The organism is Pseudomonas sp. NPDC089406, from assembly GCF_044900265.1.
In the GTDB taxonomy this organism is placed as follows: domain Bacteria; phylum Pseudomonadota; class Gammaproteobacteria; order Pseudomonadales; family Pseudomonadaceae; genus Aquipseudomonas; species Aquipseudomonas fakonensis.
The window spans coordinates 111343-126127 of the sequence record NZ_JBJDNC010000007.1 but is presented as its reverse complement, the minus strand read 5'-3'; the positions used below and the strand labels follow the sequence as shown (position 1 = coordinate 126127).

The window sequence follows — 14785 nt, the reverse complement described above, 5'->3', positions numbered from 1 at the left end:
CAATTCACTGCTTCGAAGTTGATTGCGTGGCGCAAGGATAAGCCATGCAGCGTCTGGAGGCAGCACAAACAGGATAAGTTGCCTGAAATTCAGTGAAAGCCCCATCGCAGGCAAGCCTGTGATGGGGCTGGTAATGCGGCTGCGAGAACCTGCAAAAATCACTTCACCCGGGCAACCAGCGCCTCGGCCACCGCTTCGGAGCTTGCCGGGTTCTGCCCGGTGATCAACTTGCCGTCTTCGACCACGAACGGCGCCCAATCCGGGCCTTTCTCATACAGCCCGCCCAGGCGCTGGAACTCGTCCTCGATCAAGAACGGCACCACATCGGTGAGCTCAACGGCGGCTTCCTCGCCATTGGTGAACCCAGTCACCCGGCGGCCCTTGATCAGCGGCGAGCCATCGGCCGCTTTCACATGGCGCAGCGCGCCCGGCGCGTGGCAGACGAAGCCAATGGGTTTGCCGGCGCGTTCGAACGCTTCGATCAGGCTGATGGAGGTCTGCGATTCGGCAAGGTCCCACAGCGGGCCATGGCCGCCCGGGTAGAACACGGTGTCGAAATCCTTCGCGTTGACGCTGTCGAGCTTGACCGTATTGGCCAGTGCCTGTTGCGCGGCCGGGTCGGCATTGAAGCGACGGGTCATGTCCGTCTGGAAGTCCGCCAGCTCGCTTTTCGGGTCGAGCGGCGGCTGGCCGCCTGCCGGGGACGCCAGCACGACTTCGGCACCGGCGTCCTTGAACACGTAGTAGGGGGCTGCGAATTCTTCGAGCCAGAAACCGGTTTTCAAGCCGGTGTTGCCGAGTTGATCGTGCGAGGTCAGTACCATCAGAATTTTCATGCGTGTTTCCTCGAATGTTGCAGTCGTGGAGATGGGGCGGCGGTTGGCTTAGAAGTCCTGGGAGGTCGGGCGCAGCACGATCTCGTTGATGTCCACATCCGCCGGTTGCTCGATGGCGAAGGCGATGGCCCGGGCAACCGATTCTGCCGGGATTGCCTGCTTGTAGAACTCGGCCACTGCCTGCGCGCTGGTTTCGTGCGTGCTGCCGTGTTTGAGCTCGGAATCCACCGCGCCGGGTTCGATGGTGGTGGTGCGGATGCTTCTGCCGACTTCATGGCGCAAGCCTTCGGAGATCGCCCGCACCGCGTATTTGGTGCCGCTGTACACCGAGCCGCCTGGGCTGAACACCTTGATACCGGCCACCGATGAAATATTGATGAAGTGCCCGGCGCCTTGCTGCTCGAACAGCGGCAGCGCGGCGGCGATGCCATACATCACGCCTTTGATGTTGATATCGATCATCCGGTCCCATTCATCGACGCGCAGTTCGGCAATCGGCGAAATGGCCATCAACCCAGCATTGTTGATCATCACATCCACGCGGCCGAAGGTGCTCACCGCGTGTTGCACCAGGGCCGCCAGGTCTTCACGGCGGGTTACATCCACTGCCCGGGCGGTGGCTTGGCCACCTTCGGCTTTGATCTGTTCGACGATAGCATTCAGGCGCTCTTCGCGGCGTGCACCAAGCACCACCGCTGCACCCAGCCTGGCCAGGTGGCGGGCGGTGGACTCGCCCAGGCCGCTGCTGGCACCCGTGATCACGACGACTTTACCTTCGATACCTTTGCTCATTTCAGTAACCTCAGTGGGTGGCGTTGGCAGCGATTATGGGTTGCGGGTTTGTCACAGAGAATGGAATATTCAGGATTTGAGTATTCCTGAAAGTGGAAGAAACCGATGCTGAACCGACTCGACATGGTCAGGGTTTTCCTGGCCGTTGCGGATTGCTCGTCGTTCCGTGAGGCCGCCAACCAACTGGCCACATCACCGCAAAAAGTCACCCGGGCGGTGCAGGAGCTGGAGCGGCTGATGGGTGAGCCGCTGTTTCACCGCAGTACCCGGCAGATGCGCATCACCGATTTCGGCAGGGCGCTGGCCCGGGAGGCGAAAGCCGCCGTGGATGGCTTCGACCAGTTGTTCGTCAGGGCCGATCGCGATGCCGACCAGGAGCTGTCAGGGCGGGTGGGGCTGACGGCGCCCCATGCCATCGGCAAGCTCTACCTGGCGCGCTTTCTGGCCGAACTACGCCGGCAACACCCGAAGTTGAGCATCGACCTTACGCTGGATGATGAACTGACCGACTCGGTGGTTTCGAAGATCGACATCGGCATTCGGGTGGGCAGTGTGCGCGACCGGCGTTTCATTGCCAGGACGGTGGCCAGCGTGCCGCTGATGGTGGTGGCTGCGCCCGAGCTGATTGCCAGTGCCGGCACACCTTTGAGCCTCGAAGCACTCAAAGCCATGCCGTTGTCGCTGCTGCAGGACCGCAGGACTGGCCGTGGCTGGCCGTGGGTTTTCCCTGACGATGGCAGCTTCATTCCCGAGCAGCCGGGCTTTACCTGTGACGACCCGGAGACCGAGCTTGAAATGGTCCTGCAAGGGGCGGTGTTTGCCCAGGTTCCGCTGTATCTGGCTGAGCCGCATCTCACTCAAGGCACGTTGATAGAGGTGATGTCGGACTATGCGCCGCCGCCGCTGGAGCTGATTCTCTATCGAACCCGGCCAGGGCCTGCGCCGCGCAGGATTCGGCTGGTGTATGACTTCTTGCTGGAGAAGCTGGGTGACCGGAACGTGTTCCCGGGTGGCGTGCCGATGCCGATGGGCAAACCCTGAACCGCCGATCATAGGCGGTCTCTGTAGGAGCGGCCTTGTGTCGCGAAAGGGTCGCGAAGCGGCCCCAGGATCTCGACATCATGCAAGATCGCCGGGGCTGCTGTGCAGCCCTTTCGCGACACAAGGCCGCTCCTACAGGTAGGCGGCGGCTTGGCCGAGCTCTACCAAAGCCCCCACGTATAACTGACGATCAACCGCGTCTCGTCCAGGTCATTACCAAAGTTCGAGCGCACCGTGGCATTTCGCACCTTCACCCCAAGGTTCTTCAACGCCCCGCTCTGCACCACATAGCCGATATCGGTATTGCGCTCCCATTCCTTGCCGCCATGCCCGCCACCCACCTGCACATTGTCACCGCTGACATAGCGGGTCATGAAGGTCAGCCCCGGCACGCCCATGGCCGCGAAGTTGTAGTCATAACGCAGTTGCCACGAACGCTCGTCGATATTGGCAAAGTCGTTGATCTGCACGAAGTTGACCAGGTACGGGTCGCTGTTGGCGATGTAGGGGAAGGGGTCGTCACCGCTCATGCGCTGGTAGGCTGCAGTGAACATATGGCCGCCCAGGGTGTAGGCCACCTGGCCGTTGGCCGAGCGGTTGTCGAGCGGGCGAAAGCTGCCGTCCTCGCGGCTTTTGGCATAGCGCAGGTCGAACTTCAGCGACTGCTGCGCGGCCAGCGGCAACTCATAGACAACGCCACCGAACACCTGCTGGTAGACGTCTTCCAGGTTGCCATAGAACAGGCTGGTGCTGAGCCCCTTGCTGAAGCTGTAGGTGCCGCCGGCAAAGCGAAAATCATCGCTCACCCCGCCGATGCGGTTGCCGGTGAAGTCCTGGTAGTTGGTCGAGCTGTTGAATTTGATCTGCCGCAGTTTGCCCACCTGCAACGCCAGGTTGTCGATGTCGCTCGAGGTGACCATGGCGCCTTCGAAGGTGGATGGCAGCAGGCGGGTGTCGTTGCTCTGCGCCACCGGGTTACGGAACGCCAGCGAGCCGACTTTCAGCACGGTTTGCGACACCTTCGCCTTGGCGGTCAGCTCCAGTTTGGCGTACTCGCGCTGCGAGCCCTGGCCGTTGTTGGCACTGAGGTCGGCCGGCAGCAGGCCGGTACCGCCTGAGCCGTCGCCGCCGTCGAGCTTGAAGCCGTACATGCCCAGGGCATCGAGGCCCAAACCGACGGTGCCTTCGGTGTAGCCGGAGGTGAACCGCAACATCGCCCCTTGGGCCCATTCGGCAGCCGAATCGCGCTGCGCGGTGGGCGGGCCGTTACGAAAATCGCGGTTGAAGTAGAAGTTGCGCAGTTCCACCGCAGCGGTGCTGTCGGCGATGAAATCCGCCGAGGCCGCCAGGGGGAACAACAGTGCGCAGGAACCGAGTGTTGCAAGGGTCTTGTTTGACGACATGCCTGGCATGCTCCGTAGTGGCAGGAGGGTCAATGAACGTTGTTGTTATGTGTGCAACAGCGGCCGAAACGGTGAATTCCGGCAACACGCGGCCCCTCGGGCCCGAAGGCCCGAGTGCGCGTGGTGGTTCAGGGTGTAGCGGGGTGTATCAGTCGATGCGGCCGATGCTGGCGCGCGCCTCGAAGTAGTTGCCGGCTTGCCCGGCAATGCTCAGGGTGCCGGCGCGGGGGGCCAGCACCGAGGTTTCCATCTTCATCGCTTCCATCACCGCGATGACTTGCCCGGCCTCGACCTTGGCGCCGTCCTCGACCACCCAGGTGTGCAGGTTGCCGGCCACCGGGGTGAGCACGGCGTTCTCATCCACCGCTTCGCCAGCAGGTTCTGCTGCGGGCGCCGCGCCGGTGAGGCTGATGCCGGCCAGCAGCGCGGCTGGCAGGCCCAGGGTGTGGCGCTTGCCGTCGATCTCGACGAAGGTGCGCAGCACGCCCGGGTCTTGCTGGGCGGCGCTGCGCGGGGCGATGCTCACCTGCCCGGCGAAGTCGGTCTCGATCCAGCGGGTGTGCACGGCGAAGGTGTCGTCGGCGGTGAAGTCGGCGTGGTCCATCACTGCGCGGTGGAACGGCAGCACGGTGGCCACGCCCTCGACGCGGAACTCGGCCAGGGCGCGGCGGGCGCGGCGGATGGCCTGCTCGCGGGTGGCCCCGGTGACGATCAGCTTGGCGATCATCGAGTCGAAGTTCGGCGAGACCCGCGAGCCTTCGACCACGCCGGTGTCCAGGCGCACGCCCGGGCCGCTGGGTGGGCAAAAGCCCTCGATGCTGCCCGGGGTCGGCAGGAAGCCGTTGCCTGCGTCCTCGGCGTTGATGCGGAACTCGAAGCTGTGGCCGCGCGGGGTTGGGGTGCCCTCGAATGACAAGGGCAGGCCGTCGGCCACGCGCAGTTGCTCGATGACCAGGTCAACGCCGCTGGTTTCTTCGGTGACCGGGTGCTCCACCTGCAGCCGGGTGTTCACCTCGAGGAACGACAGCGTGCCGTCGGCACTCAGCAGAAACTCCACGGTGCCGGCACCCACGTAACCGGCTTCGGCGCAGATGTCCCGCGCCGAGTCGTGGATGCGCTGGCGCAGGGCGTCGTCCAGGTACGGCGCCGGGGCTTCCTCGATGAGCTTCTGGTTGCGCCGCTGCAGCGAGCAGTCGCGGGTACCGACCACCACCACGCGGCCATGGCGGTCGGCGATGATCTGCGCCTCGATATGCCGTGGGCGGTCGAGGAAGCGCTCGACGAAACACTCGCCACGGCCAAAGGCGGTGACCGCTTCGCGCACGGCGGACTCGTACAGGTCGCTGACCTCATCGAGCTGCCAGGCCACCTTGAGGCCACGGCCACCGCCACCGAAGGCGGCCTTGATGGCGATTGGCAGGCCGTGTTGCTCGGCGAAGGCCAGCACTTCACTGGCGCCTTTCACTGGGTCTTCGGTGCCGGCCACCAGCGGTGCGCCGACTTTCAAGGCGATACGCCGTGCCTGCACCTTGTCGCCCAGGGCGTCGATGGTGGCAGGGTCCGGGCCAATCCAGGTCAGGCCGGCGGCCTGCACGGCGCGGGCGAAGTCGGCGCGCTCGGACAAGAAGCCGTAGCCCGGGTGCACCGCGTCGGCGCCGCAGCGGGCAGCCACAGCCAGCAGCTTGTCGATGTTCAGGTAGCTGTCGGCGGGGCGCTGGCCGTTCAGGGCGTAGGCTTCGTCGGCCATGCGCACATGCAGGGCATCGATGTCGGCGTCGGCGTACACCGCCACGCTGGCCACGCCGTAGTCACGGCAGGCACGGGCGATACGCACGGCGATTTCGCCGCGGTTGGCAATCAGGACCTTTTTCATCGGGCAGCAATCTCGTTGGAAGGGGCAGGCCGCACGGGCGCGAAGGCGCCCAGCGGGTTGAAGCGGATACGGGCATTGACCGGGATCTGCCCGGCCAGGTCCAGGTGGTGCGGCGCCACCACGCCGATCACCGGGTAGCCGCCGGTCAACGGGTGGTCGGCCAAGAACAGCACCGGCTGGCCGCTGGGCGGCACCTGGATGGCGCCGACGGTGGTGCCTTCGCTGGGCAGCTCGCCGTCGATGGCGCGTTGCAGCGCCTGTTCACCGGCCAGGCGAATGCCGATGCGGTTGGACTGCGGCGTCACCTGCCAGGTCTGCTCGGCCAGCAGGGCCTGGGCCTCAGGGGTGAACCAGTCGCTGCGCGGGCCCATCACCACATCCAGGGTGATGACCTGGTCGCGCCCTGGCATGTCGAAGGTGGGCTGCTCGTCGAGCGAGACCGCCGCGCCGCCGACGCGCGGGTTGAAGCCCAGGCGCTCGCCTGCGGCCAGCGGCGTCGGGCCGACCTGGGCCAGGGTGTCGGTGGCCAGGCTGCCGAGCACCGGGGCGTGGTCGAAGCCGCCGCGGATTGCCAGGTAGTTGCGCAGGCCCGCGCTGGGGGCGTGGAGGCTGACTTGGTCGCCATCCTGCAAGGTGAAGGGCGCGTAAAGGGCAGGGCGCAGCAATTGGCCGTTGGCGCTGCGCACCTCGACCTGCGCGGTGGCACCGGTGACGGCGGCCACGGTCTGGCCGTGGCAGGTGAAGCTCAGGCCGCCCATCAGCACTTCCAGGCAGGCGCTGCCGGCCTCGTTGCCGACGGCGCGGTTGGCGGCGCGCAGGGCGCTGCGGTCCATGGCGCCGGAGGCCGACACCCCTTGCCCGGCGCGGCCAGGGCGGCCGAGGTCTTGCAGCAGGGTCTGCAAGCCTGGCGAGTGGATTTCCAGGCAGTTGTCGTTGGTCACTTGCGGGCGCTCAGGTACCGCGACCGATACACGCTGCTCCGCGGCGGGGCCGGCATCGACGAAGCGCACCCGGTAGCCCGGTTGCAGCAGGGCAGGCTCGTCGCGTTCCAGGTCCCACATGCGGGTACCGGTGATGCCGATGATCTGCCAGCCACCGGGGCTGGCTTGCGGGTAGATGCCGCTGAAGCCGCCGGCCAGGGCCACGGCACCGGCCGGGATGCGCGTGCGCGGCGTGCTGCGCCGCGGCACCACAAAGCCGGCGCCGCCGCTCAGGTAGGCAAAGCCCGGGGCAAAGCCGCAGAAGGCCACGCTGTATTCGCTGGCGGTGTGGCGGTGGATCACCTCGTCGGTGCCGATGCCCAGGGCCTGGGCCACGTCGGCCAGGTCTTCACCGTTGTAATGCACCGGGATTTCGATGAGCTTGCCGGCCTGGCGCTGGCGGGCGCTGATGTCGCGCGCGGCGATCTGCGCCGCCAGCGCCTCGCGGCTGATGAAGCTTGGGCGAAAGTGCAGCAGCAAGGTGCGTGCGGCAGGCACGATCTCTTGCACGCCAGCGATGGGTGCCTGTTGCAGCGCGTCGAACAGGGCGAGGGTCTCGTCCAGGTCGGCGAGCTCCACCAGCAATGCATCCAGGCTGACCGGATAGAAACGCATGGGCCACTCCTACACGTGGTATTGGCTGTCAGGCACGTCGGTGATGAACATGTGCCCCGGCGCGTGGGAAATCGCAAACGGCACCTTCGAGGCCATCACCACCGATTGCGGGGTCACGCCGCAGGCCCAGAACACCGGAATTTCACCCGGCTTGATGCTGACCGCATCGCCGAAGTCCGGCTTGGCGATGTCGGCGATGCCCAGCAGGCCAGGCTCGCCGACATGCACCGGGGCACCATGCACGCCGGGGTAGCGCGCGGTGATGCGTGCGGCATCGGCCACCCGTTCGGCCGGCACCGGGCGCATCGACACCACCATGTTGCCCTGCAGGCGGCCGGCCGGGCGGCAGGCGCGGTTGCTGCGGTACATCGGCACGTTGCAGCCTTCGCTGATGTGGCGCACGTCGATGCCGGCCTCGAGCAGGTCGTTCTCGAAGGTGAAGCTGCAACCGATCAGGAAGCTCACCAGGTCGTCGTGCTCGGCCCACAGCGCGCGCACATCGCTGACTTCTTCGGCCAGCTGGCCGTCGCGCCACACCCGGTACAGCGGCAGGTCGCTGCGCAGGTCGGCATCGGCGGCGAGGAAGGTGCTGTACTCGCCGGGTTCGGTCACATCCAGCACCGGGCAGGCCTGGGGGTTGCGCTGGGCGAACAGCAGGAAGTCATAGGCCCACTCGCGGGGCAGGCAGATCATGTTGCATTGGGTCAGGCCGGGGGCGTGGCCGGCGGTGGGCGAGATCAGCCCTGCGCGGTAACGGGCACGGGCGGCAGCGGCGGCTTCGCGGGCTTGCTGGAACGGGTTCATGGGCGGGCTCCGGTGAAGGCGCGCAGGGTGGTGCCGGCTTCGAGCAGGCGGCTTTTGACAGTGCGGGCGATGCCGACTGCATCGGGGCTGTCGCCGTGCACGCAGATCGAGTCGGCCTGCAGCTGGATCAACTGGCCGTCCTCGGCTTCGATCACGCCATCACGCACCAGGCGCAGCATGCGCTGGGCAATCAGCTCGACATCGTGCAGCACGGCGCCTGGGCGGTTGCGCGACACCAGGGTGCCTTGCGCGGTGTAGGCGCGGTCGGCGAAGGCTTCGGCCACGCAGGCAAGGCCGGCCTCGGTGGCCCAGCCGATCAGCGGCGAGTTGGCCAGGCACACCAGTTTCAGCTGCGGGTCGATGCGCAGCACGGCCTGGATCACTGCCGCTGCCTGCACCGGGTCCTGGGCGATGGTGTTGTACAGCGCACCATGGGGTTTTACGTAGCGCACCTCGGTGCCGGCGCTGTGCGCCAGGCCCTGCAGGGCGCCGATCTGGTAGATCACGTCGGCGGTCAGCTGCGCCGCCGGTACCGCCATGTTGCGCCGGCCGAAGCCGACCAGGTCGGGGTAGGACACATGGGCGCCAACAGCCACGCCGCGGGCGGCGGCGGCCTCCAGGGTGCCGAGGATCCCGGCCGGGTCGCCGGCATGGAAGCCGCAGGCCACGTTGGCGCTGGTGACGATGTCGAGCATCGCGGCATCGTCGCCCATGCTCCAGGCGCCGAAGCTTTCGCCGAGGTCGCTGTTAAGGTCGATGGCAGGCATGAAAAAGGTCTCCGTGGCAGTCTCAGGCTGCGTTGATGAAGGCGAAGATGGCGCCGGCGGACTTGTACGCCATGTACCACGACAGGGCGCAGGTGAGCACGCCCAGTACCAGCAGCCAGCGCGGGTAGTGGTAGCCGTCCATGAGGTCGGAACGGCGCCAGCCGACGTACATGAAGATGCTCAGGCCCAGCGGCAGGATCAGGCCGTTGAAGCCGCCGGCAAACACCAGCAGGGCAGCGGGCGGCTTGCCTGCTGTCAGGTATACGGCGACCGCCACCAGAATGAAACCGACGGTGGCCAGGTGGCGGGTGCGTTCGGTGATGCGGCTGGAGAATACCGTGATGAACGACATCGAGGTGTACGAGGCGCCGATCACGCTGCTGATACCTGCCGCCCACAGCACCAGGCCAAACACCATCAGGCCGGCTTCACCGGCGGCCGCGCCGAAGGCTTGGGCGGCCGGGTTGGCGCCCTGGCCGGACACATCGATGATCACGCCACTGGCGACCACGCCGAGGATGGCCAAGAACAGCACGTAGCGGGCGACGCCGGTGACCAGGATGCCGGTGAGCGCCGCCTTGGACACCACATCGATGTTCTCCACCCCCACGGTGCCTTTGTCCAGCAGGCGGTGCGCACCGGCGTAGGTGATGTAGCCGCCGACGGTGCCGCCGACGATGGTGGTGATTGCGGCGAAGTCGACGAAGTCCGGCCATACCGCCTGGCGCAGGGCTTCGCCCAGGGGCGGGTGGGTGGAGCAGGCGGCGAAGATGATCAGGCCGATCTTGAGCGTGCCGAGCACGATCATGATGCGGTCCATGGCCACCCCTGCGCGGTGCGACGAGAAAATGCCGATGGCCACCAGTGCGCTCAGGGCGCCGCCCCATTTAGGGTCCAGGCCGATCAGGGCGTTCAGCCCCAGGCCGGCACCGGCGATGTTGCCCAGGCTGAACACCAGGCCGCCGAAGATCACCAGCACGGCCAGTACATAACCCGAGCCTGGGATGGCGGTGTTGGCAAGGTCGGCGGCGCGCATGCGGGTGAGGGTGACGATGCGCCACACGTTCAGTTGTACGACGAAGTCGATCAGGATCGAGGCGAGGATACCGAAGGCGAACGCGGCGCCCAGGGTGGCGGTGAAGGTGGCGGTCTGGGTCAGAAAGCCCGGGCCGATGGCTGAAGTTGCCATCATGAAGATCGCGGCGATCAAGGATGAACGCCGGGCCTTGCTGAACTCTAAAGCGGTCTGTGTCACGGCAGCATTCCTACAATGAGAGATAACTGCGCTGAGCAAGGGGCATGCCATGTTTCACAAAAACCGAGCAATGTGAGGGTTTATAAGGCTTGGATTGTTGAACAATCTATATGGTTTGAATGAGCATAATGCTCCAGATTGTTACACTTCAACTCACCCGTGCTACCTGATGGAGCACTCGGGGCCCCAGGTGCTTGCCTAGTACACGGCACTCGGGGAACATCCACGCGGTCACCTTCACTCTGGATCGCACATGAACGACACCGCAGTCTCCACCCCGCGTACCTTGGGCGAGTCCATCACCCAGGACATTCGCCGCATGCTGGTGGAGGGGGAGCTGGTACCGGGGCAACGCCTGTCCGAGGCGGCCCTGGCCGAGACGCTGCAGATTTCCCGTAACACCCTGCGCGAAGCCTTCCGCGTACTGACCCGCGAAGGGCTGCTCAAGCACGAGCCCAACCGTGGCGTTACCGTGGCCGAGCCGGACATGGCCTCGATCATCGACATCTATCGGGTACGCCGTTTCATCGAGTGCAAGGCCATTGCCCAGGGCTTCCCGCTGCACCCAGGCACGCTGAACATGCGCCAGGCCGTGGACGCGGGCATGCAGGCCCGGGAGGCCAAGGATTGGGTGGGGGTGGGCACCGCCAACATGCTGTTCCACCGCGCCATCGTCGAGCTGGCCGACAGCCCGCGGCTGCTGGTGTTCTACGGGCAGATCTCGGCTGAGCTGCGCCTGGCCTTCGGCGTGCTCAACGACCCTGAGTTTTTGCACCTGCCTTACCTGGACATGAACGCGGCGATCTTGCGTTGCGTTGAAGAGGGGCGCTCGGAAGATGCGACGCGCATGCTGGAGGGGTATCTGGTGCAGTCGGAGCGGATTGTGCTGGCAGCGTATGAGCGGCGGGTGAAGCGCTGAGGGTGGCTGGCCTGCACCGGCCTCATCGCCGGCAAGCCGGCTCCTACAGGGGTCGCATGACCGTCAGGGCTGCGCTGTACCTGTAGGAGCCGGCTTGCCGGCGATAAGGCCGGTACAGGCGGCACAAAACTGCTGCTGGCACAGCAAATGGTGCGCGCCCCCTCACTGCAACGTAGGCGGCACCAGCGCCAACGGCAGCCCCGCGAGCGCTTGTTCTATATGGGTAATCAATGTCGCCAGCTGATCGGCTTTATCCTGCTGCCCCTGAGCATCCAGGGTTGCCAGTTGCTGGCGCAGGTTGAGCAGGTGTTTTTGCAAGGCGAGGGCGGAGGTCTGGAACTGTTCCATGTCGGTCTCTTACTGGTGGGCATCCGTGCCGTTGTAGGAAAGCGGGCAAGTTATCAGCTCAATCCCCACGCAAATACTGATTATTCATACATATTCGGCGAAATACTCATCAAGTCCTACGTCACTTTCAGACCGTTCCTACGTGCCGAGGTGATTTAGCAGTCCCCGAGTCAGCTGGCACCAAGGCTGCAGCCCTTACCAGCTAAAGGCTGCAGCCCGGTACGCAATGGTTGGCGCATGTAGGAAGGTTTGAGCCATTCAGACATGTCCTGTTGCAAATGCCCTAGAGGTGATCGGCGTCCACCACCGCCTTGACGAACGCCTCGGGCGCTTCCTGAGGCAGGTTGTGGCCGACGCCACCGGTGACCAGGCGGTAGTCGTACTTGCCGGTAAAGCGCTTGGCGTAGGCCTCGGCGGGCGGATGTGGTGCGCCGTTGGCATCACCTTCCAGGGTTATGGTGGGCACGCCGATGGCGGGGAAGGTGGCCAGCTTCGCCTCCAGCGGGTCGTAGCGGGTTTCGCCCTGGGCCAGGCCAAGGCGCCAGCGGTAGTTGTGCACGGTAATGGCCACCTGGTCGGGGTTGTCCAGGGCCTTGGCGCTGCGTTCGAAGGTAGCGTCGTCGAATGCCCATTTCGGTGAGGCGGTCTGCCAGATCAGCCGTGCAAAGGCATGCCGGTTGCTTTCGTACCCGGCCTGGCCGCGCGGGGTGGCGAAGTAGTACTGGTACCACCATTGCAGCTCGGCGCTGGGTGGCAGCGGGGCCTTGGCGGCCTCCTGGCTGCTGATCAGGTAGCCGCTGACCGACACCAGCGCCTTGACCCGCTCGGGCCACAGCGCCGAGACGATATCGGCGGTGCGTGCGCCCCAGTCGAAGCCGCCCAGTACTGCCTGCTTGATGTGCAGGGCGTCCATGAAGGCGATCACGTCACTGGCCAGCGCGGCGGGCTGGGCGTTGCGCGGCGTGCTGGCGGAAAGAAAGCGGGTATCGCCATAGCCGCGGGCGTAAGGCACCAGAACCCGGTAACCCTGGGCGGCCAGCTGTGGTGCTACCTGCTCGTAGCTGTGGATGTCGTAGGGCCAGCCATGCAGCAGGATCACCACCGGGCCAGTGGCCGGCCCCAGTTCTGCATAAGCGACATCCAGCACGCCGGCATTCACGTGCTTGAGTGGCCCGAACGCGCTAACAGCGGCGGCAGGGGCGTCGGGCTGATGGTTTTGCGAGGCTTCGGCGGCCATCGCGGCCAGCGGCAGCAGGGTGCAGGCGAACAGGGTGGTCAGGCGGGCGGTGGCGAACATGGTGCATCTCCTTGGCGGGGCCATCGGTGCGGGTTGATGGCGCTTATTCAAGAAGATGGCTGTATCGGCTGTGTGTCCTGGCAGCGGTTTTCTGGCATTGCTGTGTATCACCGCACATTCCGTACACACTTTGTTACTTAGCGCCCGATGTGCGTCACTGGCCATGGCTCTGGTAGCATCGGCGCTTTTTGCGGCCAGGGAGAGGCCTGTGAAATACGTCGTCATCGAACCGCACCGCAGTGAATACCCGCAACCCATCACCTTTGCCGTGGGCACCGTGCTGGATATCGGCCAGCGTTACGAGGACGAGGAGCAATGGCAGGACTGGTACCTGTGCAGTTGCCCCGGGCAGGCACCCGGCTGGGTGCCGGCGCAGGTCATCGAGGGGCTTGGGGTGGGCCAGGGCAGGGCGCGGGAGGCTTATTGCGCCCATGAGCTGGATATCGACCCGGGGCAGCAGGTCGAAGGGCTGCGGCCGTTGAACGGCTGGCTATGGTGCCGGCGCCTGCGCAACGGCGAACTGGGCTGGTTGCCGCAGTCAAAGCTGCGCCTGGTGGGCTGAGGCCAGTACCTCGTTGCTGTGCAGAATACGCGCGTAGTCCATGGCCAGGTTGCTCAGCGACAGGCTGTGTACCGCCTCGGCCGGCCACGTGTGCCCCTGGCGGTCCTGCAGGTCGAAGGTGTAGCAGGCGTCGGCCACTACCACCGTATTGAAGCCCAGGTTGCCCGCGCTGCGCGCCGTCGACTCCACCGAGTTGTTGGTGATCACCCCGACGATCACCAGTTCGCTGATGCCTCGCACATGCAGCCAGCGCTCCAGGCCTGACTGGCAGAAGGCATCGGGCACATGCTTTTCGAACACCGTCTCGCTGGCCAGCGGCGTGAATGCCGGCTGGAACTCGCAGCCGGCCTGGCCGGGCCAGAACACCGAGCCCGGGTCACGCGAGATGTGCCTTACATGCACTACCGGGCGGTTGCTCAGGCGCCAGGCGGCCAGCAGTTCACCCATGCGCAGCTCGGCCTCGGGGTTGTTGCGCGGGCCGAGGCGCGGGTGGTTGATGCCGGCTTGCATGTCGATGATCAGCAGGGCGGCGTTGGCGGCGAACTGGGTCATGGGAATTGGCTCCGGGTCCTTGGGTGACTCATTTGATTCGAAAGGTTGCCCTCAGGCCAGCCGATCATGCGGCCTGGGGCGTTGTGCCTGGCTAACGGATGCTGCCGAAAGCCATCTGATATGCTTTTTTTGCTCGAAGCTGAATCTGTAACCGTATCAGCCTGGCGCCGATAATGGTGCCAGGCCCAGCCATGCGAAGCGGCGTGCTGGGCAAGCTGCGCCGCTAGCGGTCAGCCTTCGCCGTTCAGCCATCACACTGTAGAGGTTCCGATGGGCAAGCTTGCGCTGTTTCTGGGTGGTTTTCTGTTTCTGACAATTCTGATCGGCTTGCTGGGGACTATCCCGCCGAGCTGAAGTGCAAATTCTTGAGTCGCCGGTGTAGGAGCGGCCTTGTGCCGCGAACACCGGCACAGCCGATGCCATGCACCGCGTCGTCTGCTTCGCGGTGGTTCGGCACCCCGATAAACCCGCTCCCACAGGATTGTGCGAAGCCTGAGTCAGGCGCTGTACTTGTAGGAGCGGCTTTAGCCGCGAACACCGGCGCAGCCGGTGCCATGCACCGCGTCGTCTGCTTCGCGGTGGTTCGGCACCCCGATAAACCCGCTCCCACAGGATTGTGCAAGGCCTGGATCAGGCGCTGTACCTGTAGGAGCGGCTTTAGCCGCGAACACCGGCGCAGCCGGTGCCATGCACCGCGTCGTCTGCTTCGCGGTGGTTCGGCACCCCGATAAACCCGCTCCC

The 14785-nt window shown here is 65.3% G+C and carries 14 protein-coding genes; 3 read left to right on the top strand and 11 right to left on the bottom strand.

The genetic code is table 11. The features are described 5' to 3' along the window. Positions 1-158: 158 nt before the first annotated feature. Both ACI2KK_RS07375 and ACI2KK_RS07370 read right to left on the bottom strand, forming a co-directional pair. Positions 159-836, bottom strand: a complete 678-nt coding sequence (locus ACI2KK_RS07375; protein ID WP_404668443.1) for a type 1 glutamine amidotransferase domain-containing protein — start codon at positions 834-836, stop codon at positions 159-161. A 48-nt stretch (positions 837-884) separates the two neighbouring features. Next, positions 885-1628: an SDR family oxidoreductase gene (locus ACI2KK_RS07370; protein WP_404668442.1), complete on the bottom strand. Its 744-nt coding sequence runs from the start codon at positions 1626-1628 to the stop codon at positions 885-887. Positions 1629-1733: 105 nt separating this feature from the next. On the opposite strand from ACI2KK_RS07370, the gene ACI2KK_RS07365 reads away from it, so the two are divergent. After that, complete coding sequence (locus tag ACI2KK_RS07365) at positions 1734-2669, top strand: LysR family transcriptional regulator (protein WP_404668441.1); 936 nt, start codon at positions 1734-1736, stop codon at positions 2667-2669. A 161-nt stretch (positions 2670-2830) separates the two neighbouring features. Here the strand turns inward: ACI2KK_RS07365 and ACI2KK_RS07360 are convergent, their stop codons facing one another. The 6 genes from ACI2KK_RS07360 to ACI2KK_RS07335 all read right to left on the bottom strand — a co-directional run bounded on the left by ACI2KK_RS07360 (position 2831) and on the right by ACI2KK_RS07335 (position 10366). Further along, on the bottom strand, positions 2831-4072 hold the full coding sequence (locus ACI2KK_RS07360) for an OprD family porin (protein WP_404668440.1): 1242 nt from the start codon (positions 4070-4072) through the stop codon (positions 2831-2833). A 148-nt stretch (positions 4073-4220) separates the two neighbouring features. After that, positions 4221-5945 (bottom strand): acetyl/propionyl/methylcrotonyl-CoA carboxylase subunit alpha, encoded by a 1725-nt coding sequence (locus ACI2KK_RS07355; RefSeq protein ID WP_404668439.1) that lies wholly within the window; start codon positions 5943-5945, stop codon positions 4221-4223. After that, positions 5942-7540: a carboxyltransferase domain-containing protein gene (locus ACI2KK_RS07350; protein ID WP_404668438.1), complete on the bottom strand. Its 1599-nt coding sequence runs from the start codon at positions 7538-7540 to the stop codon at positions 5942-5944. The genes ACI2KK_RS07355 and ACI2KK_RS07350 overlap by 4 nt, the downstream gene beginning before the upstream one ends. 9 nt (positions 7541-7549) lie before the next feature. Then, positions 7550-8344, bottom strand: coding sequence for a putative hydro-lyase (locus ACI2KK_RS07345; RefSeq protein ID WP_404668437.1), 795 nt, complete (start codon positions 8342-8344; stop codon positions 7550-7552). Next, on the bottom strand, positions 8341-9111 hold the full coding sequence (locus ACI2KK_RS07340) for a LamB/YcsF family protein (RefSeq protein ID WP_404668436.1): 771 nt from the start codon (positions 9109-9111) through the stop codon (positions 8341-8343). Before ACI2KK_RS07340 ends, ACI2KK_RS07345 begins: the two co-directional genes overlap by 4 nt. 22 nt (positions 9112-9133) lie before the next feature. Further along, positions 9134-10366 (bottom strand): NRAMP family divalent metal transporter, encoded by a 1233-nt coding sequence (locus ACI2KK_RS07335; protein ID WP_404668435.1) that lies wholly within the window; start codon positions 10364-10366, stop codon positions 9134-9136. 253 nt (positions 10367-10619) lie between these two features. On the opposite strand from ACI2KK_RS07335, the gene ACI2KK_RS07330 reads away from it, so the two are divergent. After that, positions 10620-11285, top strand: coding sequence for a GntR family transcriptional regulator (locus ACI2KK_RS07330; RefSeq protein ID WP_404668434.1), 666 nt, complete (start codon positions 10620-10622; stop codon positions 11283-11285). A gap of 162 nt (positions 11286-11447) precedes the next feature. On the opposite strand, the gene ACI2KK_RS07325 is transcribed toward ACI2KK_RS07330, so the two are convergent. Both ACI2KK_RS07325 and ACI2KK_RS07320 read right to left on the bottom strand, forming a co-directional pair. Further along, a complete protein-coding gene (locus ACI2KK_RS07325; protein ID WP_217843006.1) occupies positions 11448-11633 on the bottom strand; it encodes a hypothetical protein in 186 nt (61 codons plus the stop codon). Positions 11634-11916: 283 nt separating this feature from the next. After that, on the bottom strand, positions 11917-12930 hold the full coding sequence (locus ACI2KK_RS07320) for an alpha/beta fold hydrolase (protein WP_404668433.1): 1014 nt from the start codon (positions 12928-12930) through the stop codon (positions 11917-11919). Between the two features lie 208 nt (positions 12931-13138). On the opposite strand from ACI2KK_RS07320, the gene ACI2KK_RS07315 reads away from it, so the two are divergent. Then, a complete protein-coding gene (locus ACI2KK_RS07315) occupies positions 13139-13492 on the top strand; it encodes an SH3 domain-containing protein (protein WP_404668432.1) in 354 nt (117 codons plus the stop codon). Here ACI2KK_RS07315 and ACI2KK_RS07310 read toward each other — a convergent pair. Continuing rightward, the gene (locus ACI2KK_RS07310) at positions 13469-14044 is read right to left on the bottom strand and encodes a cysteine hydrolase family protein (RefSeq protein WP_404668431.1); all 576 of its coding nucleotides are present in this window, start codon (positions 14042-14044) and stop codon (positions 13469-13471) included. The two genes, ACI2KK_RS07315 and ACI2KK_RS07310, sit on opposite strands and share 24 nt — an antisense overlap. Positions 14045-14785: the final 741 nt, after the last annotated feature.

Coding starts and splice junctions, on each gene's coding strand:
- ACI2KK_RS07310 (WP_404668431.1), bottom strand. CDS start 14,044: ATGACCCAGTTCGCCGCCAACGCCGCCCTGCTGATCATCGACATGCAA.
- ACI2KK_RS07360 (WP_404668440.1), bottom strand. CDS start 4,072: ATGTCGTCAAACAAGACCCTTGCAACACTCGGTTCCTGCGCACTGTTG.
- ACI2KK_RS07370 (WP_404668442.1), bottom strand. CDS start 1,628: ATGAGCAAAGGTATCGAAGGTAAAGTCGTCGTGATCACGGGTGCCAGC.
- ACI2KK_RS07325 (WP_217843006.1), bottom strand. CDS start 11,633: ATGGAACAGTTCCAGACCTCCGCCCTCGCCTTGCAAAAACACCTGCTC.
- ACI2KK_RS07340 (WP_404668436.1), bottom strand. CDS start 9,111: ATGCCTGCCATCGACCTTAACAGCGACCTCGGCGAAAGCTTCGGCGCC.
- ACI2KK_RS07375 (WP_404668443.1), bottom strand. CDS start 836: ATGAAAATTCTGATGGTACTGACCTCGCACGATCAACTCGGCAACACC.
- ACI2KK_RS07345 (WP_404668437.1), bottom strand. CDS start 8,344: ATGAACCCGTTCCAGCAAGCCCGCGAAGCCGCCGCTGCCGCCCGTGCC.
- ACI2KK_RS07320 (WP_404668433.1), bottom strand. CDS start 12,930: ATGTTCGCCACCGCCCGCCTGACCACCCTGTTCGCCTGCACCCTGCTG.
- ACI2KK_RS07330 (WP_404668434.1), top strand. CDS start 10,620: ATGAACGACACCGCAGTCTCCACCCCGCGTACCTTGGGCGAGTCCATC.
- ACI2KK_RS07350 (WP_404668438.1), bottom strand. CDS start 7,540: ATGCGTTTCTATCCGGTCAGCCTGGATGCATTGCTGGTGGAGCTCGCC.
- ACI2KK_RS07365 (WP_404668441.1), top strand. CDS start 1,734: ATGCTGAACCGACTCGACATGGTCAGGGTTTTCCTGGCCGTTGCGGAT.
- ACI2KK_RS07355 (WP_404668439.1), bottom strand. CDS start 5,945: ATGAAAAAGGTCCTGATTGCCAACCGCGGCGAAATCGCCGTGCGTATC.